The sequence below is a fragment of the Halomonas sp. LS-001 genome (genome assembly GCF_052983955.1).
In genome coordinates, this window is record NZ_CM129816.1 from 588,960 (window position 1) to 611,779 (window position 22,820).

At 57.4% G+C, this 22,820-nt stretch carries 20 protein-coding genes; 7 read left to right on the top strand and 13 right to left on the bottom strand.

Annotated features, from left to right (window positions below):
• Position 1 precedes the first annotated feature (1 nt).
• Together ACU6TU_RS02545 and ACU6TU_RS02550 are read left to right on the top strand one after the other, a co-directional pair.
• Positions 2-1,153 carry a metallophosphoesterase family protein gene (locus tag ACU6TU_RS02545; protein ID WP_447143023.1) on the top strand — a complete coding sequence of 384 codons (1,152 nt, stop codon included), beginning with the start codon at positions 2-4 and terminating at the stop codon, positions 1,151-1,153.
• Complete coding sequence (locus ACU6TU_RS02550; RefSeq protein WP_447143024.1) at positions 1,153-3,825, top strand: AAA family ATPase; 2,673 nt, start codon at positions 1,153-1,155, stop codon at positions 3,823-3,825. Before ACU6TU_RS02545 ends, ACU6TU_RS02550 begins: the two co-directional genes overlap by 1 nt.
• 13 nt (positions 3,826-3,838) lie before the next feature.
• Here the strand turns inward: ACU6TU_RS02550 and ACU6TU_RS02555 are convergent, their stop codons facing one another.
• The 8 genes from ACU6TU_RS02555 to ACU6TU_RS02590 all read right to left on the bottom strand — a co-directional run bounded on the left by ACU6TU_RS02555 (position 3,839) and on the right by ACU6TU_RS02590 (position 13,850).
• The gene (locus ACU6TU_RS02555) at positions 3,839-4,957 is read right to left on the bottom strand and encodes a pyridoxal phosphate-dependent aminotransferase (protein WP_447143025.1); all 1,119 of its coding nucleotides are present in this window, start codon (positions 4,955-4,957) and stop codon (positions 3,839-3,841) included.
• 45 nt (positions 4,958-5,002) lie between these two features.
• On the bottom strand, positions 5,003-5,944 hold the full coding sequence (locus tag ACU6TU_RS02560; protein ID WP_447143026.1) for a DMT family transporter: 942 nt from the start codon (positions 5,942-5,944) through the stop codon (positions 5,003-5,005).
• A complete protein-coding gene (locus tag ACU6TU_RS02565; RefSeq protein ID WP_447143027.1) occupies positions 5,941-7,365 on the bottom strand; it encodes an FAD-binding oxidoreductase in 1,425 nt (474 codons plus the stop codon). The genes ACU6TU_RS02560 and ACU6TU_RS02565 overlap by 4 nt, the downstream gene beginning before the upstream one ends.
• A gap of 44 nt (positions 7,366-7,409) precedes the next feature.
• Positions 7,410-9,038, bottom strand: coding sequence for an ABC transporter ATP-binding protein (locus ACU6TU_RS02570; RefSeq protein ID WP_447143028.1), 1,629 nt, complete (start codon positions 9,036-9,038; stop codon positions 7,410-7,412).
• A 14-nt stretch (positions 9,039-9,052) separates the two neighbouring features.
• Positions 9,053-9,889 carry an ABC transporter permease gene (locus ACU6TU_RS02575; protein ID WP_447143029.1) on the bottom strand — a complete coding sequence of 279 codons (837 nt, stop codon included), beginning with the start codon at positions 9,887-9,889 and terminating at the stop codon, positions 9,053-9,055.
• Complete coding sequence (locus ACU6TU_RS02580) at positions 9,886-10,863, bottom strand: ABC transporter permease (RefSeq protein WP_447143030.1); 978 nt, start codon at positions 10,861-10,863, stop codon at positions 9,886-9,888. Before ACU6TU_RS02580 ends, ACU6TU_RS02575 begins: the two co-directional genes overlap by 4 nt.
• A 63-nt stretch (positions 10,864-10,926) precedes the next feature.
• Positions 10,927-12,480, bottom strand: a complete 1,554-nt coding sequence (locus ACU6TU_RS02585) for an ABC transporter substrate-binding protein (protein WP_447143031.1) — start codon at positions 12,478-12,480, stop codon at positions 10,927-10,929.
• A 107-nt stretch (positions 12,481-12,587) separates the two neighbouring features.
• Positions 12,588-13,850 (bottom strand): Zn-dependent hydrolase, encoded by a 1,263-nt coding sequence (locus tag ACU6TU_RS02590; RefSeq protein WP_447143032.1) that lies wholly within the window; start codon positions 13,848-13,850, stop codon positions 12,588-12,590.
• A gap of 122 nt (positions 13,851-13,972) precedes the next feature.
• Here ACU6TU_RS02590 and ACU6TU_RS02595 point away from each other — a divergent pair, with 122 nt between their 5' ends.
• Together ACU6TU_RS02595 and ACU6TU_RS02600 are read left to right on the top strand one after the other, a co-directional pair.
• The gene (locus ACU6TU_RS02595; protein ID WP_447143033.1) at positions 13,973-14,911 is read left to right on the top strand and encodes a LysR family transcriptional regulator; all 939 of its coding nucleotides are present in this window, start codon (positions 13,973-13,975) and stop codon (positions 14,909-14,911) included.
• A 358-nt stretch (positions 14,912-15,269) separates the two neighbouring features.
• Positions 15,270-16,559, top strand: coding sequence for an ArgE/DapE family deacylase (locus tag ACU6TU_RS02600; protein ID WP_447143034.1), 1,290 nt, complete (start codon positions 15,270-15,272; stop codon positions 16,557-16,559).
• Here ACU6TU_RS02600 and ACU6TU_RS02605 read toward each other — a convergent pair.
• Both ACU6TU_RS02605 and ACU6TU_RS02610 read right to left on the bottom strand, forming a co-directional pair.
• Complete coding sequence (locus tag ACU6TU_RS02605) at positions 16,556-16,768, bottom strand: DUF3820 family protein (protein WP_447143035.1); 213 nt, start codon at positions 16,766-16,768, stop codon at positions 16,556-16,558. The two genes, ACU6TU_RS02600 and ACU6TU_RS02605, sit on opposite strands and share 4 nt — an antisense overlap.
• A gap of 4 nt (positions 16,769-16,772) precedes the next feature.
• Complete coding sequence (locus tag ACU6TU_RS02610) at positions 16,773-17,717, bottom strand: AraC family transcriptional regulator N-terminal domain-containing protein (RefSeq protein WP_447143036.1); 945 nt, start codon at positions 17,715-17,717, stop codon at positions 16,773-16,775.
• 244 nt (positions 17,718-17,961) lie between these two features.
• Between ACU6TU_RS02610 and ACU6TU_RS02615 the strand changes: the two genes are divergently transcribed.
• Positions 17,962-19,023 carry an NAD(P)-dependent alcohol dehydrogenase gene (locus ACU6TU_RS02615; RefSeq protein WP_447143037.1) on the top strand — a complete coding sequence of 354 codons (1,062 nt, stop codon included), beginning with the start codon at positions 17,962-17,964 and terminating at the stop codon, positions 19,021-19,023.
• Positions 19,024-19,090: 67 nt separating this feature from the next.
• Here ACU6TU_RS02615 and ACU6TU_RS02620 read toward each other — a convergent pair whose 3' ends face one another.
• Entirely contained in the window at positions 19,091-19,858 is a 768-nt protein-coding gene (locus ACU6TU_RS02620; RefSeq protein ID WP_447143038.1) for a class I SAM-dependent methyltransferase, read from the bottom strand.
• Between the two features lie 257 nt (positions 19,859-20,115).
• Between ACU6TU_RS02620 and ACU6TU_RS02625 the strand changes: the two genes are divergently transcribed.
• Positions 20,116-20,436 carry a hypothetical protein gene (locus ACU6TU_RS02625; RefSeq protein ID WP_447143039.1) on the top strand — a complete coding sequence of 107 codons (321 nt, stop codon included), beginning with the start codon at positions 20,116-20,118 and terminating at the stop codon, positions 20,434-20,436.
• On the opposite strand, the gene ACU6TU_RS02630 is transcribed toward ACU6TU_RS02625, so the two are convergent.
• On the bottom strand, positions 20,407-20,961 hold the full coding sequence (locus tag ACU6TU_RS02630; protein ID WP_447143040.1) for a gamma-glutamylcyclotransferase family protein: 555 nt from the start codon (positions 20,959-20,961) through the stop codon (positions 20,407-20,409). The genes ACU6TU_RS02625 and ACU6TU_RS02630 overlap by 30 nt on opposite strands.
• Before the next feature lie 67 nt (positions 20,962-21,028).
• The gene (locus ACU6TU_RS02635; protein ID WP_447143041.1) at positions 21,029-21,961 is read right to left on the bottom strand and encodes a glycerophosphodiester phosphodiesterase family protein; all 933 of its coding nucleotides are present in this window, start codon (positions 21,959-21,961) and stop codon (positions 21,029-21,031) included.
• Between the two features lie 211 nt (positions 21,962-22,172).
• On the opposite strand from ACU6TU_RS02635, the gene ACU6TU_RS02640 reads away from it, so the two are divergent.
• Entirely contained in the window at positions 22,173-22,802 is a 630-nt protein-coding gene (locus tag ACU6TU_RS02640; protein ID WP_447143042.1) for an SDR family oxidoreductase, read from the top strand.
• Positions 22,803-22,820: the final 18 nt, after the last annotated feature.

Below are 22,820 nucleotides of genomic sequence, written 5' to 3' on the forward strand. Positions count from 1 at the left end.
CATGCCCCGTTCCCTGCGCCGTTTTTTGCATACTGCTGACTGGCAGATTGGTCGGCAATATTCGCGCTTTGAGACAGATGACGCCGTTGCGTTATCTGAAGCGCGTTTTGCGGCCGTTGAGCGGCTGGCCAAACTGGCGGCCGAGGAACAGGTGGATGCCGTGCTGGTAGCGGGAGATATCTTTGATGCCCAGACCTTGAGTGAGCGCACCCTGCACCGCACCTTTCAGGCTCTGTCCGCCTATTCAGGGCCGTGGCTGATGTTGCCAGGCAATCATGATGCCGCCCTTGCGGAAAGTGTCTGGGCACGGGCATCACGTATTGGTGCTATACCCACCAATGTACATCTTCTCCACACGGCAACCCCCTTTGTGATGGACGCCATCGCCACAGCCATTCTTCCTGCGCCACTCACCCAGCGCCAGACGCACGATGACTTAACCGCCTGGTTTGATAACGCCGCGACACCGGAAGGCTATCTGCGCATTGGCCTTGCCCATGGTAGCGTGACCGGCCAGTTGGCGGAGGGTATTGATTCTCCCAACCCGATTGCAGCTGAGCGAGCCGCCAGTGCCCGGCTGGATTACCTGGCGCTGGGCGACTGGCACGGCCTAAAACAGATCGACGCCCGCAGCTGGTACAGCGGCACCCCGGAGGCGGATCGTTTCCGCAGCAATGTTCACAACCACGCGGCCGGCCAAGCCCTGCTGGTCACTCTGGAAGAGGCTGGCGCCGAGCCACAGGTGACGCCTGTGGTAATAGGCCAGCATGGCTGGCATCAATGGCAAAGACGCATGGCGGTGGCCTCGGACGTAGAGACTCTGCTGGCCGAGCTGGACGCGCTGCCACCCAAGTCGGTGCTTGACCTGACCCTTGATGGCCATCTGGACCTGGCCAGTTACCGGCGTCTGGAGCAGGCCCTGAGTGCTGCCGCCGGTAAGCACAGGAGCCTGCAGGTAGACACCGCCGGGCTTGCCCTGACGCCGACCGCTGAAGATATTGCTGAGCTGCATGCCGATGGTTACGTGGGCAAGGTGATCGCCGATTTACAGGCGCGTCAGCAGAGCGACAGCGAGCGCGAAACGGCTAACGAAGCGCTGGCCATTCTCGCTGGCTTACTGCAGAACCGGGCCGCGAACCGGGAGGATGCGTGATGCAACTGACGCGTCTACAGATCAGCGAGTTTCAGCAGTTTCTTACGCCCTTTGAAATCACCCAGCTGACACCGGGCATCAACCTGTTTACCGGGCCGAATGAATCCGGCAAGAGCACCCTGGTGCGCGCTATTCGAGCGGCGTTTTTTGAACGCCACAAATCCGGCACCCTGACGGAGCTGCAACCCTGGGGCGATTCATCCGCCTCGCCGGAAGTCAGCGTCGCCTTTGACTGGCAAGGCCAGCACTGGCAGCTACACAAACGCTTTCTGCAGCGTAAACGCTGTGATCTGCAGGCGGGTAGCGAACGCTATCAGGGCGATGAAGCCGAAGATAAGCTGGCCCGGTTGCTGGGTTACGAAACGCCCGCCCGGGGTGCCAGCAAGGCGGAGCATTGGGGCGTGCCGGGCCTGCTATGGGTAGAACAGGGGGCCGGGCAGCATATTCGCGAACCCGCCCAACATGCCGGTGAACACCTGCAATCCGCCCTGAGTCAGCACCTGGGGGACGCGCTGGGAGACATCATCAGTAGTGGCGGCGACCAACTGATTCAGCAGGTAGTACAGCAACGCAGCCTGCTGCTGACCCAGACCGGCAAGCCGACCGGAGCGTTGCGCGACACCCGGCAGGCCTGCGACGACCTCTCGGCTGAGTTGAGCACACTGGAGGAACAGGTGGCGGGCTACCGTGATCAGGTCGACCACCTGGGGGCGCTGCGGGCGCAGCAACGGGAAACCGATGCCGCCCGCCCCTGGGAAGCCCAGCGGGAAAAAGCCCAGGCCGCTGAAGCACGATTCGCTGACATTGATAAGCTGCGCCAGCAGCAGACCCAGGCCCGCCAGGCCCTGGAAAACTGCGAGCGTAACCAGGCGATTAATCGCCAGCAGTTACGTGAATTTGCCCAGCAGGCGGCCCAGTTGGAAAGCCGTCAGGCGGAAAAACATCAGGCGGAACTAAAACTCACCCGGCGTAAGGAGCAAAGTGCCACCCTTGAGCAACAACGTGAGCAGGCGAAAACGACATACGAACAGGCCCGTAAGACGTTGCAACTGGCCAGGGAACACGCCGACTATCAGCGCCTGCAACATGAGTTGAAAGCCGCCAATAGCGACACACAACGCGTTAACCAGGCGCTCGAAAAAGCCCGTGAACTCCAACAGCAATGGCAAACCCTGAGCGAACAGCATCAGGCGCAGGCAGTGGATACCCAGGTGCTTGCTGAGCTGCAGCAGTTGGAAAAACAGCGCGGCCACCTTATGGCGCAAAAGGAGATGCTCGCCACGCGGCTGAGCTACGCTTTGCTGCCTGATCAGCATCTGGCGCTGGGTGAGCGCCACCTGGAGGGCAGCGGCGAGCAGCTGCTGCTGGAAACGACGGAGCTTACGATTCCTGGCGTGGGCACGCTGACCATTCAGCCCGGCGGAAAGGACGTGAACGATTTGCTGCGCCAGCAGCAACGTCTGGAGGCGGACCGTGATGCTCTGTTAGGACAGCTGCAGGTGGCAGATCTTGCCAGCGCGGAACACAAGGCCAGCACCGCCCGTGAGCTGGCCCAACAGCGGGAGCAGGTTCGCCTGCGGCTGAAAGATCTGGCGCCCGATGGGGTGGACACCCTGGCCAGTGAATACCAGCTGGCCCAGAAACGCCGCGAGATCATTGTGCAAGATCTGGCGAAGCACCCGGCGCCCCAGGAAAATGCTGCGCTGCCCACGGAAGCCCAGGCGACTCACGCGCTGGAAGCCGCTGATGCGCAACTGAAACAGGCCAACGAGGCTTATGATGAGCATCAACTGGCACTCAAACTGGGCCAGCAGGCATTGGAAACCGCTGAGCGCGAGTGGGAAGCTCTCCATGCAGCGGTACATGCCCCGGACCGCCAGCAGCGCGAACAAAGCGCCCAGGACCTGCTCCTGGAACTCAAGGCCGATGCCCAGCGGCTTAATGCGGATATCGACGCACGTCAAGGCGAGATCGACGCCGCCAACCCGGCGTTTCTTGAACAGGATATCAAGCGTTTCAGGCAAAGTGCCGAGACGCTGGAAACCCAGGCGCGGGAACGCGCCAGCGAGATTGACCGCCTGCAGACGCGGCTGGAAACCCTGGGCGCCCAGGGGCTTGAGGAAACGCGTGATACCACTCGCCAGGCGCTGGAGCACCAGCAGCGGCGCAAGGCTGAGCTTGAACGCCGGGCTGAGGCGCTGGACCTTTTGCTGACACTGCTTCGACGCGAGCGTCAGGCAGTGACCCGCCAGCTACAGGCACCGCTGCAAAAGCACCTGAATCACTACCTGCGGCTGATTTTCCCCGGTGCCACCCTGAGTGTTGATGACAACCTGTTGCCGCAGGCACTGATACGCCCGGATGCCCAGAATACCCAGCGCGATGAACAGGGCGAGCTTGAGGCGCTAAGCTTTGGTGCCCGCGAGCAGATGGGGCTGATCAGCCGCCTGGCCTACGCTGACCTGCTGCGCGAGGCGGGTCGGCCGACCCTGATCATTCTTGATGATGCCCTGGTGCACTGTGATCACCAACGCCTGGAGCAGATGAAACGCATGCTGTTTGATGCCGCCGAACGCCACCAGATTCTTCTGTTCACCTGCCATCCGTCGCACTGGGATGACCTTGGCGTTGCCGCCCGTGATCTGCCCGCGCTGAAAATGGCGGTGAATTAAAAGCGCGCAATCGTTATGCCTTCAAGGCGTTTTCCAGCGCTGCCAGCCTGCCGGGAATCAGCGCATCTTCCACCGCGGTGATACGCAGCACATGCCCCAGTGCCGGGTCGGCAGGGCGGGAAATCAGCTTGCCTTCCTCCAGCAGCGTCTGGTGTACCTGCGCCGCCAGCTCGGCGCTTGGCATTCTCAGGCCGACAAAATTGGTTGCACTGGGCAGCACGTCTGCCCCAAGCCCCGCGAGGTGCGCGGCCAGCTTATCGCGCCGCTGGCGCACGGCGTTCACGTGGGCCTGAACCTCGTCCGGGTGGTCAAGCACCACCTCGGCGGCGGCCTGTGTCAGGGTAGAGACGGCGTAGTGAATGCGCACTTTCATCATTACCGCTAACGTGTCCGGCTCGGCAATTGCGTAACCCACCCGCAGGCCCGCCAGGCCATGGGCCTTGGAAAGTGTCCGTGCTCGCACAACACCGGGCAGCACGCGGCGACCGAAAGCGCCGTCGGCATCCTCACGGAAATCATGATACGCCTCGTCGAGTAGGAGCCAGCAATCTTCTGGCAGCTCGCGCCGCAGGGCCAGCACGTCGTCGTCACTGTGCACGTGGCCGCTGGGGTTGTCCGGATTGGCGAGATACACCAGTCGTGCGTTTTCACGCTGCGCGGCCTGCGCGAGAGCCGCAAGGTCCGGCGCCAGCAGCCCTGGGCCTTGCTGGTAGGCCACTTCCACCAGACGACAGCCGTGACCGCGGGCAAAATAGGCAAACGTCGGATAAGTGCCTGCGGTGCTGATGACGCTGTCGCCCGGCTGGGTCAAAGCGCGCAGGGAAAGCGCCAGCAGGCTATCGGCACCGGCATCCACCAGCATGGCCTCAAGGGGAATCTGCTTTTGCTCAGCCAGCCGTGAACGAATCCCCAGCGCTTCGCTATCGCCATAACTGTACACATGGGCTGCCATGGCGTCGCCGAAGTGTTCACGCAAGGCGCGGTGGGGCATGTCCAGCCCTTCGTTGGAACCCAGCTGATGAGGAATTTCTCGACCCAGGCGGCGTTCCAGCACGCGCACGCCGGGAAACGGATTGGTAGGGCCATCACCGTTAGGGCCGTCTGGGCGAAGGTGGTTGGGAAACGTCGGCATTCTATCCTCCTTAAGAATATATCGGATGGGCAAGGTAGCGTTAGGTCAACGGGTGGTGGCTTCCGGCGCGCGCTTGAGCATCACGATGGCCACCGCCGTCAGGGTCAGAATCAAGGCGATAAACACCTTGGGGCTAAGAGGTTCTCCCAGCAGCAGGATGGCGCTTGATACGCCGACGGTCGGAATGATCAGGGTGGAAATGGTCGCCTGGGCAATACTCAGCCGATTAACGTTCATAAACCATAGCATCTGCGCCAGGGTGATCGAAAACAGCAGATGGTAACCGAGTGCCAACCAGGTGGATGTCTGCCAGGTGGCGGGTTGGGGCATGGGTTCAAGGGCGGTCATCATGATGATCATGGGAATCGCGCATAAGACAAACTGCCATCCTGTGACGACCACCGCATGACTTTCCCAGCCGCCACGCCGCTTGATCAATACTGTCCCCAGCGCCCAGGAAAGTGCGGCACCGAGCATGATCACAGGACCAATCAGCCCTTGGCTGCCGCCCTGTAACGCCGATGGCCCGAGTAGTACCAGAAGCCCGGCCTGCCCGCAGGCAAGCCCCAGCCACTGGCGTTTGGTGATGCGCTGACCGAGTAAGAGCCAGCCCAGCAAAAGCGCCCAGCAAGGCATGCTGAACGCGATAATAGCCGCCTGTGACGTAGGCATACGTAGCTGGCCAAAGGCGGTGGCCAGGTTGAACCCGAGTATGGTGAAAAAGCCGGTCACGGCCAGCCAGGGTAACTCCTGGCGTGAAACCTTGAGCGGCAGACGTCGCCAGCGAGCCCAGCCGAGCAGCAACAAGGCCCCCGTAGTGAAGCCAATGGCGCGCAGCGTGAACGGAGGAACATCCGCCAGGATAAAACGCACCGCCGGCCAGTTGCCGCCCCAGAATAGCCCGATGGTCACAATCAGCGCGATAGAGGATAGCTGCCCGCTATCGCGTCGTTGAGCCAGATAGCGCGAGACGCTGGCTATGATCATGATGTCTCGTCCGCCAGAATCTTATCGCGATTGAGCAGGGCGTGCGGGTCGAGCGCCTCTTTCAGCGTGCGCATCAGCGCAATCTCAGCGGGAGTGCGTGACAGGTGCAAATAGGCCCGTTTATCCAGGCCAATACCATGTTCTGCCGAAACAGACCCCCCCATGGCAGCCAGCGGCCCATAGACCAGGGCTTCTACGGCAAGCTTATCTTCTGCAAGTTTATCCCCTGTGAGTGCTGCGTCATTATCAGTGGGGCCAGGGGTGACAGTAATATGCAGATTGCCATCCCCCAGATGGCCGAACACCACCACACGGCCCTTGGGCCAGCGCTGGTTAATCTGTTGCTCAAGGGTGCGGGCATAGTGATCCATCTCTGGAATCGGCAGGCTGACATCAAAGGTGAAGTGTGGCGACATGGCGTGCAGAAGGCCTTCGATATCCTCGCGAATCGCCCATAAGCGTTCACGCTGATGGGTGGTGCTGGCAATCACGGCATCGCTGATGTGGCCGTTTTCAAAGGCGCTTTCGATCACGCTTTCAAAACGCTGGGCGGTGGCCGTCTGGTCGCTGCCCAGGGTTTCGATCAGCACATAAAACGCCGCATCGGTCGCTAATGGCGGCGTGTGGCGGCCGCTTTCTTCAGTGAGCAGTGCATAGTGGTTATGCCACATAACCTCAAAGGCCGCGAGTTGTTCGCCGAGTGCCTGGCGGATATAGGGCAGCAGCGCGGTCAGGTCGCTGAAGGTAGCACAGGCCACCATGGCCGTCTGCATGGCCGGTTGCTGGGGCTGCAGTTTGAGTACCGCCCGCGTGACGATACCCAGGGTGCCTTCGCTGCCGATAAACAGCTGCTTGAGATCGTAACCCGCATTGTTCTTGAGCATGTGATTCATCGAGCTGACCTGGGAGCCATCGGCAAGAACGGCTTCAAGCCCCAGCACCTGCTCACGCATCATGCCATAACGGATGACCCTGACGCCGCCTGCGTTGGTGGCGATGTTGCCGCCAATCGTGCAGGAGCCGCGCGCCCCCAGGTCCAGGGCGAACTGCATCCCGGCCTCGCTGGCGGCTTCCTGTACGCGCTGAAGGGGAGTGCCCGCCTGCACGGTCAAGGTGCCACTGATCGGATCAATGGCCTCAATCTGATTCATCCGCTCCAGCGAAATTGCCAGTTCGTTGTGATTGGCGACACCACCTCGCACCAGCCCCGTCAGCCCGCCATGGGTGACAACCGGCTGGCGTGCCCGATGGCAGGCGGCCATCACCTGTGAAAGCTGCTCGGTATCAGCCGGACGCACAATGGCGCGTGCCTGGCATGGCGTGCTGCGCATCCAGTCATCGCGCCGGGCGTTAACATCGTCGCCTTGCAGAAGATGTGGCTGGCCCACGATGGCGATAATCTCGGTTAATAATGCATCCATTCAGAGCCTCGTTGTTATGATACGGAGAGTCATGATGCGGAGTGTCATGATGCGGTGTCGGTCGCTTCCGGTCGGCCGGGGATCGCCTCCAGCAACTCGCGGGTATACGCCTTCTGGGGTGCCAGAAAAACGTCGCGGGCAGGGCCCTGTTCCACAATTTTGCCATTCTGCATCACGATGATGTGATCGCAGATCTGGGCGGCGACCCGCAAATCATGGGTGATGAACAGAAGTGAAAGCGAAAACTTCTGTTTGAGGTCTTCCAGCAGCTTCAGAATCTGCGCCTGAATCGACACGTCCAGCGCGGAAACGGCTTCATCAGCCACGATCAGTTCCGGCTCCAGTGCCAGTGCGCGGGCAATGCCGATCCGCTGGCGCTGACCGCCGGAGAATTCATGTGGAAAACGATCCGATGTGTTGGCCAGGCCCACCAGTTCCAGCAGCTCATCGGCCTGAGCCAGGGCTTTCTGCTTGGGTACCCCGTTGGCCATCGGGCCTTGAGCAATCGCCATGCCTACCCGGGTGCGCGGGTTGAGGGACGCATAAGGGTCCTGAAAAATCATCTGCACGCGCTTGCGTTCGCGGCGCAGCGACTCCCCTTTGAGCTGCATGAAATCGGTGCCGGAGAGCTTCATGGTCCCGCTATCCGGGGTTTCCAGGCGCACAATGCAGCGCCCCAGGGTGGACTTTCCTGAGCCGGACTCACCGACAATGCCAATAGTTTCGCCTTTGACCAATGAAAACGACACGTCGTCCAGGGCACGCACTTCACGGGCGGGTTTGAACAGGCCGCCCTTGGAGCGGAAGACCTTGTTGAGGCCTTTAACATCCAAAAGCGGCGTGTCGGTTTCCGCCCCACGGGCTTCCGGTACGATATCGCTGGGAATCGCCTCAATCAGGGCGCGGGTGTACTCATGCTGCGGGTTGTCCAGTACTTCCTTTGCGTCACCGAGCTCAATGATCTGGCCATCGCGCATCACACAGACCCGAGTGGCAATTTCAGCCACTACCCCGAAATCATGGGTGATAAACATCACCGCCATATCGTGACGTTTCTGCAGATCAATAATCAGGTCGAGTATCTGCGCCTGAGTGGTGACATCCAGTGCCGTGGTCGGTTCGTCGGCAATCAGCAGTTCGGGCTCCAGTGCCAGCGCCATGGCAATCATCACCCGCTGGCGCTGGCCACCGGAAAGCTGGAAGGGGTAGGCACGAATGGCTTTTTCCGGGTCGGGCAGCCCGACCTCTTTCAATAGTTCCAATGCCTTGGCACCGCGTTCAGCCCTGTTGAGCTGACCATGGGCTTCGAAGACCTCGCTGATCTGCGCACCGACGCGCATCAGCGGGTTCAGGGCGGTCATTGGCTCCTGAAAAATCATCCCGATACGCAGGCCGCGCAGTTGGCGATGCTGCTTTTCGGTAATGCTCAAAAGGTCCTGACCCCCAAACATGGCCTTGCCGCCTACCGCTCGGACGCCCTTGGGCAGAAGGCCCATGACGGCGTTGGCGGCCATGGACTTGCCAGAGCCGGATTCACCCACGACGCAGAGGATTTCGCCGCGCAGCACATCGTAACTGAGGTCTTCCACGGCATAGGCGCGGTCTGCCACCTTGGGCAGCGCAATGGTCAGGTTCTGCAGGCTCAGCAAGGGGGTATCGGTGGTTGAAGTCATGCGGTTCCCCTGATTCATGAGCGTTCTCGGCTAAGTTTCGGATTAAGCGCATCGTCGAGGCCTTCGCCAACCAGGTTCAGGGCCAGTACGGTGAGCAGAATGGCAAGCCCCGGGAAGAAACTTAGCCACCATGCCTGGCGAATAACGGTACGCGCGGCGCCAATCATATAGCCCCATGACATGACGTTCGGGTCACCGAGCCCCAGAAAGGACAGAGAGGATTCCAGCAGGATGGCTGTCGCCACCATCAAAGACGCCAGTACAATAATCGGCGACATGGCGTTAGGCAGAATCTGGCGCAGAATGATGGTCGCATTACCCTGGCCGACCAGACGCGCCGCTTCGACATACTCACGGTTGCGCAGCGACATGAACTCCGCCCGCACCAGACGCGCCACCGGTGGCCAGCTGACCAGCGCAATGGCCAGCACGATTGAGGTCACGCTGGGCTGCATGATGGCCACCAGCACAATGGCCAGGGCAAAGTTGGGAATGGTCTGGAAGAACTCGGTGAAACGCATCAGCGCATCATCCAGCAGGCCACCGTAATAGCCAGCAATAGCGCCCAATGGTACGCCAATCAGCAGCGCCACCGAGGTCGAAACCAGGCCAATCAACAGCGATACCCAGGCACCATGCATCAGGCCTGCGGCAACGTTACGACCCATGGTGTCGGTACCCATCGGGAAACCGTCCACTTCAAGGGGCGTCAGGAAGGGGCGCTGGACCATCCGCCACGGCGATTCAGGAAAAAACAACGGGGCCGTGATCGCCATCAGAATGATGATGATCAGTATGATCAACCCCACCAGGGCGCCACGGTTCTGGGCGAAGCGGGCAAAGAAATTCATGATGACTCCTTGATACGCGGATCAACCAGGCCATAAACAAGGTCGGTAATAATGTTGAACGCAATCACCAGGGCCGCAGAAAAGAAAAAGATCCCCAGCAGCAGGTTATAGTCACGCTGCATCAGCGCCTCGAACATCAGGCGGCCGATACCCGGCCAGGCAAAGACGGTTTCGGTGAGAATCGCGCCACCCACCATCTGGCCCGCCTGAAGGCCTGCCAGAGTAATGATTGGTAGCAGAGCGTTGCGCAGAATATGGCGTCGCTGAATCACGCCGGGGGCCAGCCCTTTGGCTCGTGCCGTCTTGACGAAATCCTGCTGACTGGCTTCCAGCATTGAGGTGCGCGTCATGCGGGTATAAATCGCCATGAAAAACAGCGCCAGGGTGGTGGCGGGAAGAATCAGGTGCATACCAATATCCAGCACCAGAGCAAACCCGGTGAAATCGCCGCCAACGGTGGAGTAACCGTAAGCGGGCAGCCATTCAAGGTGCACCGAAAACAGGACGACTGCCATCAGCGCTACCCAGAACAGCGGTGTGGCGTAGAAAACCAGTGCCAGTGCCATAATCAGTGAGCCGCTAGGCTTTTTCGCTCGTGCTGCTGCCATGGAACCGGCCAGAATGCCCAGTGCCAGTGACATGACAAAGGCCGTGCCGGTGAGCAGCAGTGTCGCGGGCATCCGCTCCATGATGACATCAAATACCGGCATTTGCTGACGGTAGGAATAGCCAAAATCCAGAGTGGCAATGCCGGAAACGTATTGCCAAAGCTGTACGTAAAGCGGTTGGTCAAGACCAAACTGCTCGCGCAGCTGTTTCAGGAATTCCGCATCGGTAGCGCCCGCTTCACCAGCCATGACAGCCGCTGGGTCACCGGGGGCCATATGAATCAGGAAAAAATTCAAGATAACGATCATGAACAGAACAACGACGGCTTTTAAAAGCCGTGTGATGATCAATCTGGCATAGAGCATGCCATCTACTCCCGTGGCGACATGATGCGAGAGTCGGGCGGCAAAGCGCCGCCCAACGTCGTGTTACCGGTCAAGCCAGGCGTTTTTGAACCCGTCATTAAGGCCAATGCCTGTGGTGACAAGATTTTTAACATCGCAGCTATAGATGGTTGGGAAACCCAGTTCCAGCAACCAGCCAACCGGGACTTCTTCGTGAAGAATTTCCTGAACCTCGTGGTAATACTCTTCACGCTTTGCGTCCGGATAGGCGGTCGCCGCCATGTCGAAAAGCTCATCGACACGCTCGTTCTCATAACCCTCTACGTTGTTCCACGGAGAACCTTTGGCGATATTGCTGGAAATATAGGTCCGTGAAATACCCAGGGCCGGGTCGCCGTACTGGAACAGGTAGGTAAAGGCGAGATCGTAGTCCCACTCGGCAAGACGCTGGTTCCAGCCACCCACATCCGTGGACTGTGTGGTGACATTGATACCCACTTCCTGCAGGTTCTGCTGGACGGCTTCGGCCCAGCGTACCCAGGTTTCGCCATAGGGAATCGGCAGCAAACGCACTTCTTCACCGTCGTAGCCCATTTCATCCAGCAGTTCACGAGCGCGTTCCGGATCGTGGTCATACGGAGGCAGGCTGTCATCCTGGAAGCTGGCGTTCGAGCCGAAAGCTGAAAGCGGGACTTTACCCAGGCCATTCCACAGCACGTCGCGGGCAAACTCACGATCCAGCGCGTACATCACCGCCTGACGGAAGCGTTTATCCGCCATCGGGCCTTCGCGGTTGTTGATCCACAGCATGGCGAAGGGGCTGAAGTATTCATGGCCCTGCTCGGTACGGCAGGTATTATCAAGGTCGCTTAAGCGTGGAATATCAAAGTTTTCAACCGAGTTGGCAGGCAGTACATCCACCGTGCCGTTCTCGTAAGCCACCGCGCGTGATGAGGCATCTGGGATCACGTGCCAGTTGATGCCATCCAGGTAAGGCAGCCCTTCTTCGTAATAGTCTTCGTTCTTGACCAGCTGAATGACGCGGCCACGATCCCATTTTTCGAACTTGAACGGACCGGTGCCAATGGGATGGTTGTTCGCCTCGCTGTTGCGGAAATCTGTGCCTTCGTAAATATGCTTGGGCATCATCGGCATGGTGCCCGCTTCAAAGGCCAACAGGAAAGGGCCGAAGGGGTTTTTGAGGGTAAACACGACCGTGTGGTCGTCGGGCGCTTCAATGCTTTCCACGTGAGAGAGGATTGTCCGGGTGCGAGGGTTCATCTCGCGCAGGTACACATCGGTGGAGAACACCACGTCTTCAGAGGTGAAGGGCTCGCCGTCGTGCCAGGTGGCGTCTTCATGCAGATGGAAGGTATAAGTCAAACCATCTTCGCTGACCGTCCATTCCCTGGCCAGCTGCGGCATGGGGTTAAGGTCGGTGTCATAGCGCAACAGGCTTTCAAAGATGTTGCCGGAGACCGTCTGGGCCGGCGCATTCTGATGAACCCCGGCAATAATGCCGGGCGGTTCAGGCTGAATGATGGTATCAATCACCCCGCCTGAGCGAGGTTCATCTGCCCAGCTGTAAGCGGCTGTCATGGAAGCTGCCGCAATGGCAAGGGTTAAGGTTTTCTTCATGGTTTTCCCCGTATTCATGGTTTTCCCCGTACTTATGGTTTGTTGATGGGAAACATGGCTCCGCAGAGCCGGGTGATTAAGGCATTGAATTCGTCCATGCTGCCTCGTTACTCACGGTTCGCCGCGCGCAGTAGCGCATCGCACAGCACCTGTGTTGCGATAGCGCAGTGCTCGGGTTGTACGTCTTCACGTTCGTTATGGCTGATGCCGTCCCGGCAAGGAATGAACAGCATCGCGGTGGGTGTTACATAGCTGATATTGACGGCGTCATGACCGGCGCCACTCATCATGCAGAAAGGCGTGTGCCCCAGGGTGTCTGTCGCATCGCAAAGATCTTCCACCAGGGTGTCGTCGAAGCGGGTGACTGGCATATGCCACAGCACGCTGACATCCACATTGACGCCTTCACGCTCAGCGGCCGCCTGCACATGGGCGCGCAGCGTGTCATCAAGGGTTTGCAGGGTGTTTTCATCCGTATGGCGTACGTCGACATGCAGGGTGACCGCTCCGGGAATCACATTGCGCGAGGGTTCGGCGACCTGAAAATCGCCGATGGTCAGACGCGAGGTGCCTTCGGCATCGTCGAGTACGCTCTTGCGCATGGCTTCCACAAAGGCCGTCGCGGCCATCAGCGGATCATGGCGATACTCCATCGGTGTTGGCCCCGCGTGAGCAGAGTCACCGGTAAACGTGATGTCGTACCAGCGTAACCCTTGCACGCCACTGACAATGCCGACCGGCAGGGCTTTCTTCTCAAGTATCGGCCCCTGTTCAATATGCAGTTCCAGATAAGCAGCCAATGGCAGTTCGTGACGGGTCAGCGACCCTTTATAACCGGACTGATCAAGCGCTTCGCCCAGTGAGATACCGTCCCGGTCCGTGGCCGCGCGAAAATCATCAAGCGACAGGCGTTCACTGTAAACACCACTGCCACCCATGGCGGGAGCAAAGCGGCTGCCTTCTTCGTTTGTCCAGTTCACCAGCACCAGTGGCCTGTGGGTGGTAATGCCCTGATCGTTCAGCGTGCGAAAGATTTCCAGCCCCGCTAGTACGCCCAGCACGCCATCAAAACGCCCGCCTAGCGGCTGGGTATCCAGATGGCTGCCAACCGCCACCGGAGAAAGGCTGTTGTCACGCCCTGGGCGATATATAAACATGTTGCCCGCCTGGTCGGTTTTCCATTCGCACCCGAGTGCTTCCGCCCAGTCGAGCAGCTGTTGACGACCGGCCAGATCTTTCTCGCTCAAGGTGAGTCGACGGCTTCCGCCATTCGGAGAGGGGCCGATATTCGCCATCTCCATCAGTGATGACCAAAGGCGTTCGCCATTAATCTGCGCAGCAGTGATCGCCTCTTTAGCGTGGGTCGTCATGCAACCTTCTCCTTTACTGATCAAGAAACCGGGTGGTGGGTGATGGGCAGCTACGCCGCCTTGCTGTACTCTTCGCAAGGATTCACCGCTGACGTTTTTACCGCCCTCGGGAGCCTGCTTAAATGAGGTCTGTACACGACACGCTTGACTGGAACCTGCTGCGCACCTTTGTCAGTATCGTTCAGGAAAAAAGTATCAGCCGCGCGGCACAGCGCCTTAATCTCTCCCAGCCTGCGGTTAGTCTGGCGTTGAAGCGGCTTGAATCGCATCTCGGGCAAAGTCTGGTTGAGCGTGGCAGCCATCGTTTTCGGGTGACCGAAGCGGGGGAGCTTGTGTATCGCGACGCGCTGGAAATTTACGCCAACGTGGCGCGTCTCAGCGTTAATGTGCGCGACACCTCGCCTGAAGTGGCTGGACAGATCACTCTGTTTCTGGTCAGCGGCATTCACTGCAGTTTTCTGGACGAAGTGCTGCAACGCTTTCACCACCAGCATCCGCGCATTACCTGCGAAGTCACTGTGCTGTCGAGCCATGATGTGGTTCAGTCGATTACCCAGAAAATGGGCACGGTAGGCATCAGCCTGCTGCCGCATCCGGTCGAAGGATTGAACAGCCAGCTGCTGGTGCATCAGCGCTACCGGTTTTTCTGTGGCCGGGCGCATCGCTTCTTCGGCCAGCAGAATCTGGCGCTGGAGGCGCTCAGAAATGAGCCGTTTGTCTCCTTCACAAGCGCGCAGCTTTCCGGGGCTTTGGCGGGCATCGCGCTGTTTCGTGCCAATGCTGGGCTGGTGGGGGAAATGGTCGTCACGTCGAGCAGTCTGGAAGAAATCCAGCGGTTTGTGCGCAGTGGCTGGGGCATTGGCTGCTTGCCGGAACATACCGTCCAGCAAGATATAGATAGCGGTCAACTGTGGCCGCTGCCTCCCTATGAAGGCATTCCCAATATTGATCTGCACTTGGTATGGCACCAGGACTCGCGCTTTTCCCAGGCCGAGCAAGTGTTTTTTGATTTTCTGCACCGTGCCATGGCAGAAGTGCCCATCGAGCAACGGCTGCCATAACGTCATTTTTGAAAAGATGTTCACTCGGCTCACCTGTTGTCTTTTTTATCAACGTTGCCGGCGCGTGCTGTGTATCGTTTTTTATATAAAACGTTTTTTTGATTCAGGGCAGCTTAGATAAAAAGGATAGCGCCCTGTGTTTGTGATTTTTAATGTTTTTATTCAATGTTTATTACAAGTATCACCCCGGTTGGCATAAGGCCATTTTTAATTTTTTATTCTTTGTATAAATTAAATAAATACCAAGGCAGCCCCGACTTTTCCTTGCCAAGCGCATAAAAAAATGTAAACCATTAGATAAGTGATCCTGAGAAAACGCGATCCAGTGGCTTATGAAAAAGGCAACGGAGCAACCAGTATGCTGACAGAAAAGGAGCAGGGTGTTCTTGCCTGCTGTGACACGCTATTCGATGAAACCCTTGATTTAACAGAGGAACTGGTAAGGGCTTACAGTGTTCTCGGGCAGGAGCAGAGTGCTCAGGCCGTCATTGATGCGTGGTATCGAAAAGAGAACTTCAATGTCACCCATGTGCCGCTTAATGAGACGGCGCTATCCTTTGTTGCCTCTCATAACGATGGTCTGCATGACCGTCTTGACAGCGTCTCAGGGAATAAAGCATCCCGATATAACGTGATTGCATCGTTGAATGAAGGAAACCCTGGACCACATCTGGTCTTCAATGGACACCTGGATGTCGTGCCCGCTGAGCCGAACAACACCTGGTCTCGCCCTCCATGGGAACCCTGGCGCGATGACAGCGGTTGGCTTTACGGGCGCGGCGCGGGTGATATGAAGGCCGGTATCGCTGCCATGTGCATGGCCGTTAAAGCCGTGAGGCTGGCAGGCGTAGAGATTCAACATCCGTTGACGTTGCAGACCGTGATTGAAGAAGAATGCACCGGCCACGGCGCTCTTGCCTGTGTAAAAGCCGGTCACACCGGCGATTTTGTGTTGATCCCCGAGCCATTTGGCGCGCATATCATCACTGGGCAAGCCGGTGTGCTGTGGTTTCGTATCAGCCTGAATGGCGTCCCTGTCCATGTGCTGGATACCAGCGCTGGCAGCAATGCCATTGAAGCCGTGACGGCTTTATTCAACGCCTTGAAGCCCCTGGAGGCCGAGATCAATGCCGCGCCGCGCCATCCACTGTTTGGGCATATCGAAAAGCCGTTCAACCTTAATCTTGGCCGTATTCAGGGTGGCGACTGGGCGTCCAGCGTACCGGCTTATGCCAGCCTTGAAGGGCGCATCGGCTTTCCCCCCGGTATCGCGGTAGACGAGATGCAGGCTCGGGTGAAGGCTTGCGTGGAAGCCGAAGCAGAAACACTGACCGGGATTTCCGATCTGAGTGTGGAATTTCACGGTTTCTGCTCAGAAGGGGTGGAAGTTGACCTGGAAGATGCGGGCGTTCGCCTTCTGGGGCAGTGCCATCAGGACCTGACCGGTGATGCTGCCATCCACAAACCCCTGACCTGCACCACGGACCTGCGCGCCTACAAAATTCATGGTGGCATCAACGGCACCTGTTATGGCCCGGTTGCCGAAAATATTCACGGGGTCGATGAGCGCGTGGATACTGAATCCATCCGCCATGTCCTGAAAACCTATGCCCTGTTTTTGAGCCGCTGGGGCGAAAACACGGCTTAAGGCCTCCGCAGCGGAGCGAGTAAATCACTCAGGCCATTGTGGTCAATTTCGTGCATTAAATGCAGAAGTTGGCCAATTTCCCCGCTTGGAAAGCCCTCCCGAGCAAACCAGTTCAGGTAGGGGCCAGGCAGGTCAGCAATAATCCAGCCGGCATATTTACCAAACGGCATGGTGTGAGTCACCAGTTTCTCAAGGTCTTGTGGCTGCATGAATTCATCTTACGGTTGAGGATAGGGATGGCACAGACCCTGGATGTCCTGGTGCCGGTTCCGTCAGTAGCTGCTCGCGACGTCTGTGTTGCAGGGGCGACTCGCCAAAATAGCGTTTATAGTCACGGCTGAACTGAGGCACGCTGCGATACCCGACCGCCAATGCGGTCTGATTGACGTTATGGCTGTTTTGCAAAAGCAGTTGCTGCGCTTTAATCAGGCGCAGCCGCTTTAAATACTGAGCGGGAGACGCCCGCGTTATTTGCTTGAAGTGCTGATGAAACGTCGACACGCTCATTGTTGCCTGCTGGGCGAGCTGTTCAACGCTGAAATCATCGGCAAAGTGGGTGTGAAGTTTCGAGAGCACCTGGACAATGCGCGAGTAGTGGCCGTGCCCTTTGACCAGCGCCCGAAGGGCAGGCCCCTGTTCGCCTTTCAGCGCTTCAAACACCACCTCCCGGATACGGGCACTTCCCATGGTCGTACATTCGACGTCGTCGTGCAGCGCCTTTGCCAGACGCAGCATGGCCGCCTGCATTCCTTCGTTCATTGCCACTGATGCCATCGGCTTGGGCGTTGGGTGGGTCATGTCAGTGTCGCCCATGGCGGTGACCATTTCACTGAGTAGTGCCGGGTCTAATGTCACCGCAATCCCCAATAGCGGGGCATCAGGCGACGCGTGGGTTTCACACTCGAAGGGGAGCGGCAAGGTTTGCACGAGATAATGACCGGGATTGTAATGAATCTCCCGGTCACCCAGATAGCCGACCTTATGGCCTTGCGCAATGATAATCAGGCTGGGGTCGTACATGAGTGGCGTACGTGCCTGACGACGCCCCAGGCGGAATAAACATACCCGGGGTAAGCGAGACGCACTCAAACCATCGCTCTGCACCAGTGGCGCGATGAGATCAGCAAGTGCGTTGCCTGCGTAGGCGGTGCTGGCCATTAGCGGTGTTCCTCCATTTGAAAACGCTTGCTCAAAGCATGGTGTTTCTGAAAGTATGAAGTTTCCCAATAATTATGACGTTTTTTTGATCATTATTGTTATTTTATTACGTATAAATGGAGAAATAAGCAAAAAAAACGTAGCTTCGCTCATCGCTATCTAATGCTGAGAAGCGAATAATGGAAGCACACTTTCCACTTCTGCAGCTTTCTGCTTTTGTGGAATGTCTCAATCAGGAGTTTCCATGAGCCAAGCAAAATCTTACGCTGCGTTTTCAGCAGATCAACCACTCGCGCCGTTTACCTTTGACCGCCGCGAACCACGCCCTGACGATGTCGCCATTGAAATCCTCTACTGCGGTGTTTGCCACAGTGACTTGCACTTTGCCCGAAACGACTGGGGCATGACCCAGTTCCCGTTGGTGCCAGGCCACGAAATTGTCGGGCGTGTTACCGCTGTGGGTAGCGATGTCTCGCGTTTCAAGGCCGGTGACCTGGTAGGCGTGGGCTGCATGGTGGATTCCTGCCGTACCTGTTCCGCCTGTAAGGATGGCGTGGAGCAGTACTGCATGGAAGGGTTCACCATGACGTACGGCAGCCCTGATCGTCAGGACGGCACCCTGACCCAGGGCGGTTACTCTGACTCCATCGTGGTCAGCGAACACTTTGTGCTGCAGATGCCTGAAGGCATTGACCTGGCATCCGCGGCGCCGATTCTATGTGCTGGCGTGACCACGTATTCACCGCTGAAGCATCACGGTGTGGGCAAAGGCCACAAAGTCGGTGTCATTGGTATGGGTGGCCTTGGCCACATGGGCGTGAAACTGGCTAAAGCGCTGGGCGCGGAAGTCACCGTCTTTACCCGCTCTGATGCCAAGGTAGAAGAAGCCAAGCGTAACGGGGCTGACCACGTGGTGGTATCCAGCGACCAAGCACAAATGGATGCTGTTACAGAAACCTTCGATTTCATGCTGGATACCGTTCCGGTTCAGCACGATCTGAACCCCTACCTGGCCTCGTTGAAATATGACGGCACGCATATCATCGTCGGTCTGCTTGAGCCGATTGAACCTGCTATTCAGGCCTTCAATCTTGTCTTCAAGCGCCGCGTGGTAGCCGGTTCACTGATTGGCAGCATCGCTGAAACGGAAGACCTGCTCAAGCTGTGCGCTGAGCAGAACATCACCTGCGATATCGAGATGCTGGATATCAATAATATCAATGAAGGCTTTGAGCGCATGGAAAAAGGCGATGTGCGCTATCGCTTTGTGATTGATATGGCGACGCTGAAAAACACAGCCGCGTAAAACCCGTTAAGCACGTAACCGTAAAAACCACTGTCTGTTAAAGGCGGTGGTTTTTTTGTGGTTGGGCCTAAACGTGGGCAGACACGCGCAGCCTGACATAGTCAGCGGTCCAGTTGCCGTGGCTGTCACGTAAACTGTGGGTCAGCAGGTTGATGGTGTTATCAATAATCGAGTTTTGCAGATCTTCGTCAAGACCATGCAAAAACGGGCTGGCAAAGGTTTCGAGCCAGCCAGTAATACCCGTGGGTAGCGGGGTCGGGCGAGGGATCAGCTCAATGGAATCAACGTGAAAGCCAGAGGTCTGGAGCAGTTGGGTATATTCTTCCGGGGTGGGGAAATACCAGGGGTGGCGTTCATCCGCGCCGATCCCGCGAAACTGCAGCGAGGCAATCAGTGCGGTGCAGATAGCCGCCACATTACCATGGCCGCCAAACTCGGCAACGAAACGCCCACCGGGTTTCAGAGAGCGATTTACGCCTGCTAATACCGCCTGTGGCTCCAGCATCCAGTGCAGCGCCGCATTACTGAAGACGGCATCAAATTCATGACCAAATGGGAGCTGGTGGGCATCGACGACTTGAGCGGTGACGCCGCGTTTTTGTGCGGCAGCCACCATATCTGATGAGGCATCAACCCCCAGAACGTTAGCGCCGAGTTGAGCCATGTGTTCCGCCAATACGCCGTCACCACAGCCAAGGTCCAGAATGCGCTCGCCGGGCTGAGGGGCTAAAAGCTTCATGACGTTGCCGCCCAGTGCCGAGACGAAACCTGCATTTTCAGCATATTGGCGGGCTTTCCATTCCTGCCCTGGCGTAGTATTGGGGGCATCAGACATAGTGGCTTCCTAGCGTCGTTATCAGTGTCATTAAAAGTGAAGATCCACAGTATAGCGCATAAACGACACCAACCGGGTGGGCTGCCATGATGGCAGTGGGCGGAAGGTGCGGTGTGGGACGTCTTGATATCAAGTTAAAAGAGGTTCATTTTTGCTGTCTTGCGCGCGCCGGTGAGCACGGGCATTATCTGCGCTCGTGGTCGGCTGAGAAAACGGCAGACGGCCCATAGCAAACGTTCACAATAGCAGGGAACACAATGGGCAAGCTCTTTTCACTGGTTTTCGTTCTGGCGCTGGGTTATGTCGGCCTGTATTTCTATTACGGTGTCGCGATCAAACAGGAAGTGCAGCAACAGCTGGATGACCGTGGCATGACGGCTGTCAGCGTGGACAGCCTGAACTACGATTGGCTGGCGCCGATTAATACTTCAGCCAATGTGTCTGCTGATGTCACTTTCAAGGGGGCATCTGCCAGCATGGAACTTGCTGTAGAAGGGCATCCGCTGTTTTCTGATGAGCTTAAGGTCTCATTTGACGGCTTGCAGGGGCTAAGTCTGGGTATCGGCTTCGGTCAGTAACCCCGAATAAATCGCCACTTCACGGTCATGGCGACTGCTGTCAGCATCGTCAATGGCCGTTACCTGTTCCAGAGCGCGGAGGTAGGGCGTGGGTAAACGGTGCTCACGGGCACCGTTTACAACATGCTGCTTGTACCAGGTATACGGCTGAACCCGGTGACATGTCACCAAACCGGTATACGTCTGTACTTCCAGCCATTTGCCACTGTGCAGGTCTTCAACCGTCAGCCAGGTTTGCGTATAGGCGTGCCCCAGCCCTTCAAAGCCATCCAGCGTAGGCTTGTGCTGTTCGTCAACCTCCCACACCACGCCATAAACTGCCGCCTGTTCAGAGGCTGGTACAATGTCGCATTTTCCTGAACCATCACCGCTGTGCTGGTGAAACGCCAGCCGATATGCGGGCAGCACCGCTGTTGTCACAAAACGTGCCGGAATTCGTGCTGCCAGACGCAGCGACGACATATTCGATCCATAGGAAAAGCACAGCATAAGAGCTCCAGTCAGCGCAGTGAAAACGTTCCACATTGTTTTCTAAGGATCGCATTGTGGGGCATCTGGCAGGCAAGTTAAAGTCAACGCTTACGTTAAAAGGCTACTCGACAAGCTCGATAAGCCGGTCGGGGAAGTCGGTGAATACACCGTTAATGCCCCAGTCCAGCAAGCGTTGCATGTCGGCTTTATTGTTCAGGGTGTAAACGTGCACGGGCAAGCCATTTTTCTGAGCCTTTTGAATAAATGCCGCATTGTTCACATCGTCGCCGTCATAGGTCACGTTTGTGCCGATACCTGACGCGTACTCTGCGATAGCCTGAAAGTCTGCATCAGTGATATCTGCTGGCCCCGGTGTGACACCCGTCCACTCGGCCAAGCGGTCGCTATCCGTCTCGCTGGGGGAATACCATACCAGTTGAATGAGCGGGACGTGCTCATTGAGTTCATGCACCTTGAGCAGGCTGTCCTGCTCGAATGACTGCACCAGTACCCGGCCACTCTCGATCATGTCGTGCTCTTCAAGGGCCTCGACCAGGGCTTCTTCCAAACCAGGATTTAACTGCGGTGACTTGGCTTCAATATAGTAGCGGGTGTCATGGCCAAAACGCTCAAATAACGCGTCCAGCGTGAGGATCTGCGCGCCTTCAAACGCCGGGTCTGCCTTATCGGCGTTGGCAGCGTTGAACCATGTGCCGGTATCCAGCGCTTTCAGTTCTTCCAGTGTGTAGTCATTGATGTGGCCCTCGCCATCACTCGTGCGGTCAAGGGTGTCATCATGAAATATCACCAGTTCACCGTCGGACGTGAGCTGAGCGTCGAGCTCCAGATAATCCGCCCCCCATTCATGGGCCAGCGTATAAGCCGCCATGGTACTTTCCGGCGCATGACCACTGGCGCCACGGTGGGCAATGACCTGAAAGGATTCCAGATCCTTTAGCTGCTGCTCCAAAGGTGTCTCTGCCAGCACAGACGACGAAGCAGCACCAGCGAAAAGACCCAGTGAAAGCGCGGTAATCAACGGATGACGTTGCATGGTAAACCCTTAATTGAATGAACGTTCAATTATCTTACATGCCTGCGTGCCTCAATGCCAAATGCGCAACGAAAAGCGCTGGTTACCTGCGAGATCAAGGCAACCACGGCATCGGGAACACATGATGTATGGGGTGGGCGGCAGAAACGCTGGGTTGAATTACCTAAAAATGCCTGCAACTAAAGAGAACAGCTATTCAAAAGGAGATACGATGACCACGTTAGTCATTGGTGCCAACGGGCAGATAGGCAAACAGTTTTGTGAGTTGGCGCAAAAGGCAGGCACGCCTGTTAAAGCGATGATCCGCAATGAAACGCAGGCATCATGGTTTAACGAGCGTGGCATTGACACCGTGATTGCTGACCTGGAAAGGGAGCTTGAACACGCCTTTGAAGGCTGCGACCAGGTTGTCTTCACTGCCGGTTCGGGCCCACATACCGGGCCGGATAAAACGCTGATGATTGATCTTTTCGGTGCCATTCGCGTTGCCGATATTGCCAGCCAGAAGGGGCTTTCCCGGTATATCATGGTTAGCGCCATGCGGGCGGAAGACCCGATGCAGGCGCCGGAGAAACTTCGCCCCTACATGGCGGCTAAATTCGCGGCCGATGCCCATCTGAGCAAAAGCGATATTGCCCATGTGATTCTTAAGCCGGGCCGGCTGACCGACGAGGCTGCCAGCCACCAGTTTGCCAGCTCCGTGGATGAGGCAGGCGATAATCAGATCTCACGGGCGAACGTCGCTTATGCCTTATTGCATGTGGTGCAAAACCCCGACCTCATTAATCAGGTATACCCGCTGCTGGATGGCAAGCGTTCGATTGGTGAGGTGGTTAAGTAGTATTGCTGGTAAGCGATT

Bases quoted from the DNA above. Each gene is read 5' to 3' on its own strand.
- ACU6TU_RS02545 (WP_447143023.1), top strand. From the start codon at position 2: ATGCCCCGTTCCCTGCGCCGTTTTTTGCATACTGCTGACTGGCAGATT.
- ACU6TU_RS02550 (WP_447143024.1), top strand. From the start codon at position 1,153: ATGCAACTGACGCGTCTACAGATCAGCGAGTTTCAGCAGTTTCTTACG.
- ACU6TU_RS02555 (WP_447143025.1), bottom strand. From the start codon at position 4,957: ATGCCGACGTTTCCCAACCACCTTCGCCCAGACGGCCCTAACGGTGAT.
- ACU6TU_RS02560 (WP_447143026.1), bottom strand. From the start codon at position 5,944: ATGATCATAGCCAGCGTCTCGCGCTATCTGGCTCAACGACGCGATAGC.
- ACU6TU_RS02565 (WP_447143027.1), bottom strand. From the start codon at position 7,365: ATGGATGCATTATTAACCGAGATTATCGCCATCGTGGGCCAGCCACAT.
- ACU6TU_RS02570 (WP_447143028.1), bottom strand. From the start codon at position 9,038: ATGACTTCAACCACCGATACCCCCTTGCTGAGCCTGCAGAACCTGACC.
- ACU6TU_RS02575 (WP_447143029.1), bottom strand. From the start codon at position 9,889: ATGAATTTCTTTGCCCGCTTCGCCCAGAACCGTGGCGCCCTGGTGGGG.
- ACU6TU_RS02580 (WP_447143030.1), bottom strand. From the start codon at position 10,863: ATGCTCTATGCCAGATTGATCATCACACGGCTTTTAAAAGCCGTCGTT.
- ACU6TU_RS02585 (WP_447143031.1), bottom strand. From the start codon at position 12,480: ATGAAGAAAACCTTAACCCTTGCCATTGCGGCAGCTTCCATGACAGCC.
- ACU6TU_RS02590 (WP_447143032.1), bottom strand. From the start codon at position 13,850: ATGACGACCCACGCTAAAGAGGCGATCACTGCTGCGCAGATTAATGGC.
- ACU6TU_RS02595 (WP_447143033.1), top strand. From the start codon at position 13,973: ATGAGGTCTGTACACGACACGCTTGACTGGAACCTGCTGCGCACCTTT.
- ACU6TU_RS02600 (WP_447143034.1), top strand. From the start codon at position 15,270: ATGCTGACAGAAAAGGAGCAGGGTGTTCTTGCCTGCTGTGACACGCTA.
- ACU6TU_RS02605 (WP_447143035.1), bottom strand. From the start codon at position 16,768: ATGCAGCCACAAGACCTTGAGAAACTGGTGACTCACACCATGCCGTTT.
- ACU6TU_RS02610 (WP_447143036.1), bottom strand. From the start codon at position 17,717: ATGGCCAGCACCGCCTACGCAGGCAACGCACTTGCTGATCTCATCGCG.
- ACU6TU_RS02615 (WP_447143037.1), top strand. From the start codon at position 17,962: ATGAGCCAAGCAAAATCTTACGCTGCGTTTTCAGCAGATCAACCACTC.
- ACU6TU_RS02620 (WP_447143038.1), bottom strand. From the start codon at position 19,858: ATGTCTGATGCCCCCAATACTACGCCAGGGCAGGAATGGAAAGCCCGC.
- ACU6TU_RS02625 (WP_447143039.1), top strand. From the start codon at position 20,116: ATGGGCAAGCTCTTTTCACTGGTTTTCGTTCTGGCGCTGGGTTATGTC.
- ACU6TU_RS02630 (WP_447143040.1), bottom strand. From the start codon at position 20,961: ATGTGGAACGTTTTCACTGCGCTGACTGGAGCTCTTATGCTGTGCTTT.
- ACU6TU_RS02635 (WP_447143041.1), bottom strand. From the start codon at position 21,961: ATGCAACGTCATCCGTTGATTACCGCGCTTTCACTGGGTCTTTTCGCT.
- ACU6TU_RS02640 (WP_447143042.1), top strand. From the start codon at position 22,173: ATGACCACGTTAGTCATTGGTGCCAACGGGCAGATAGGCAAACAGTTT.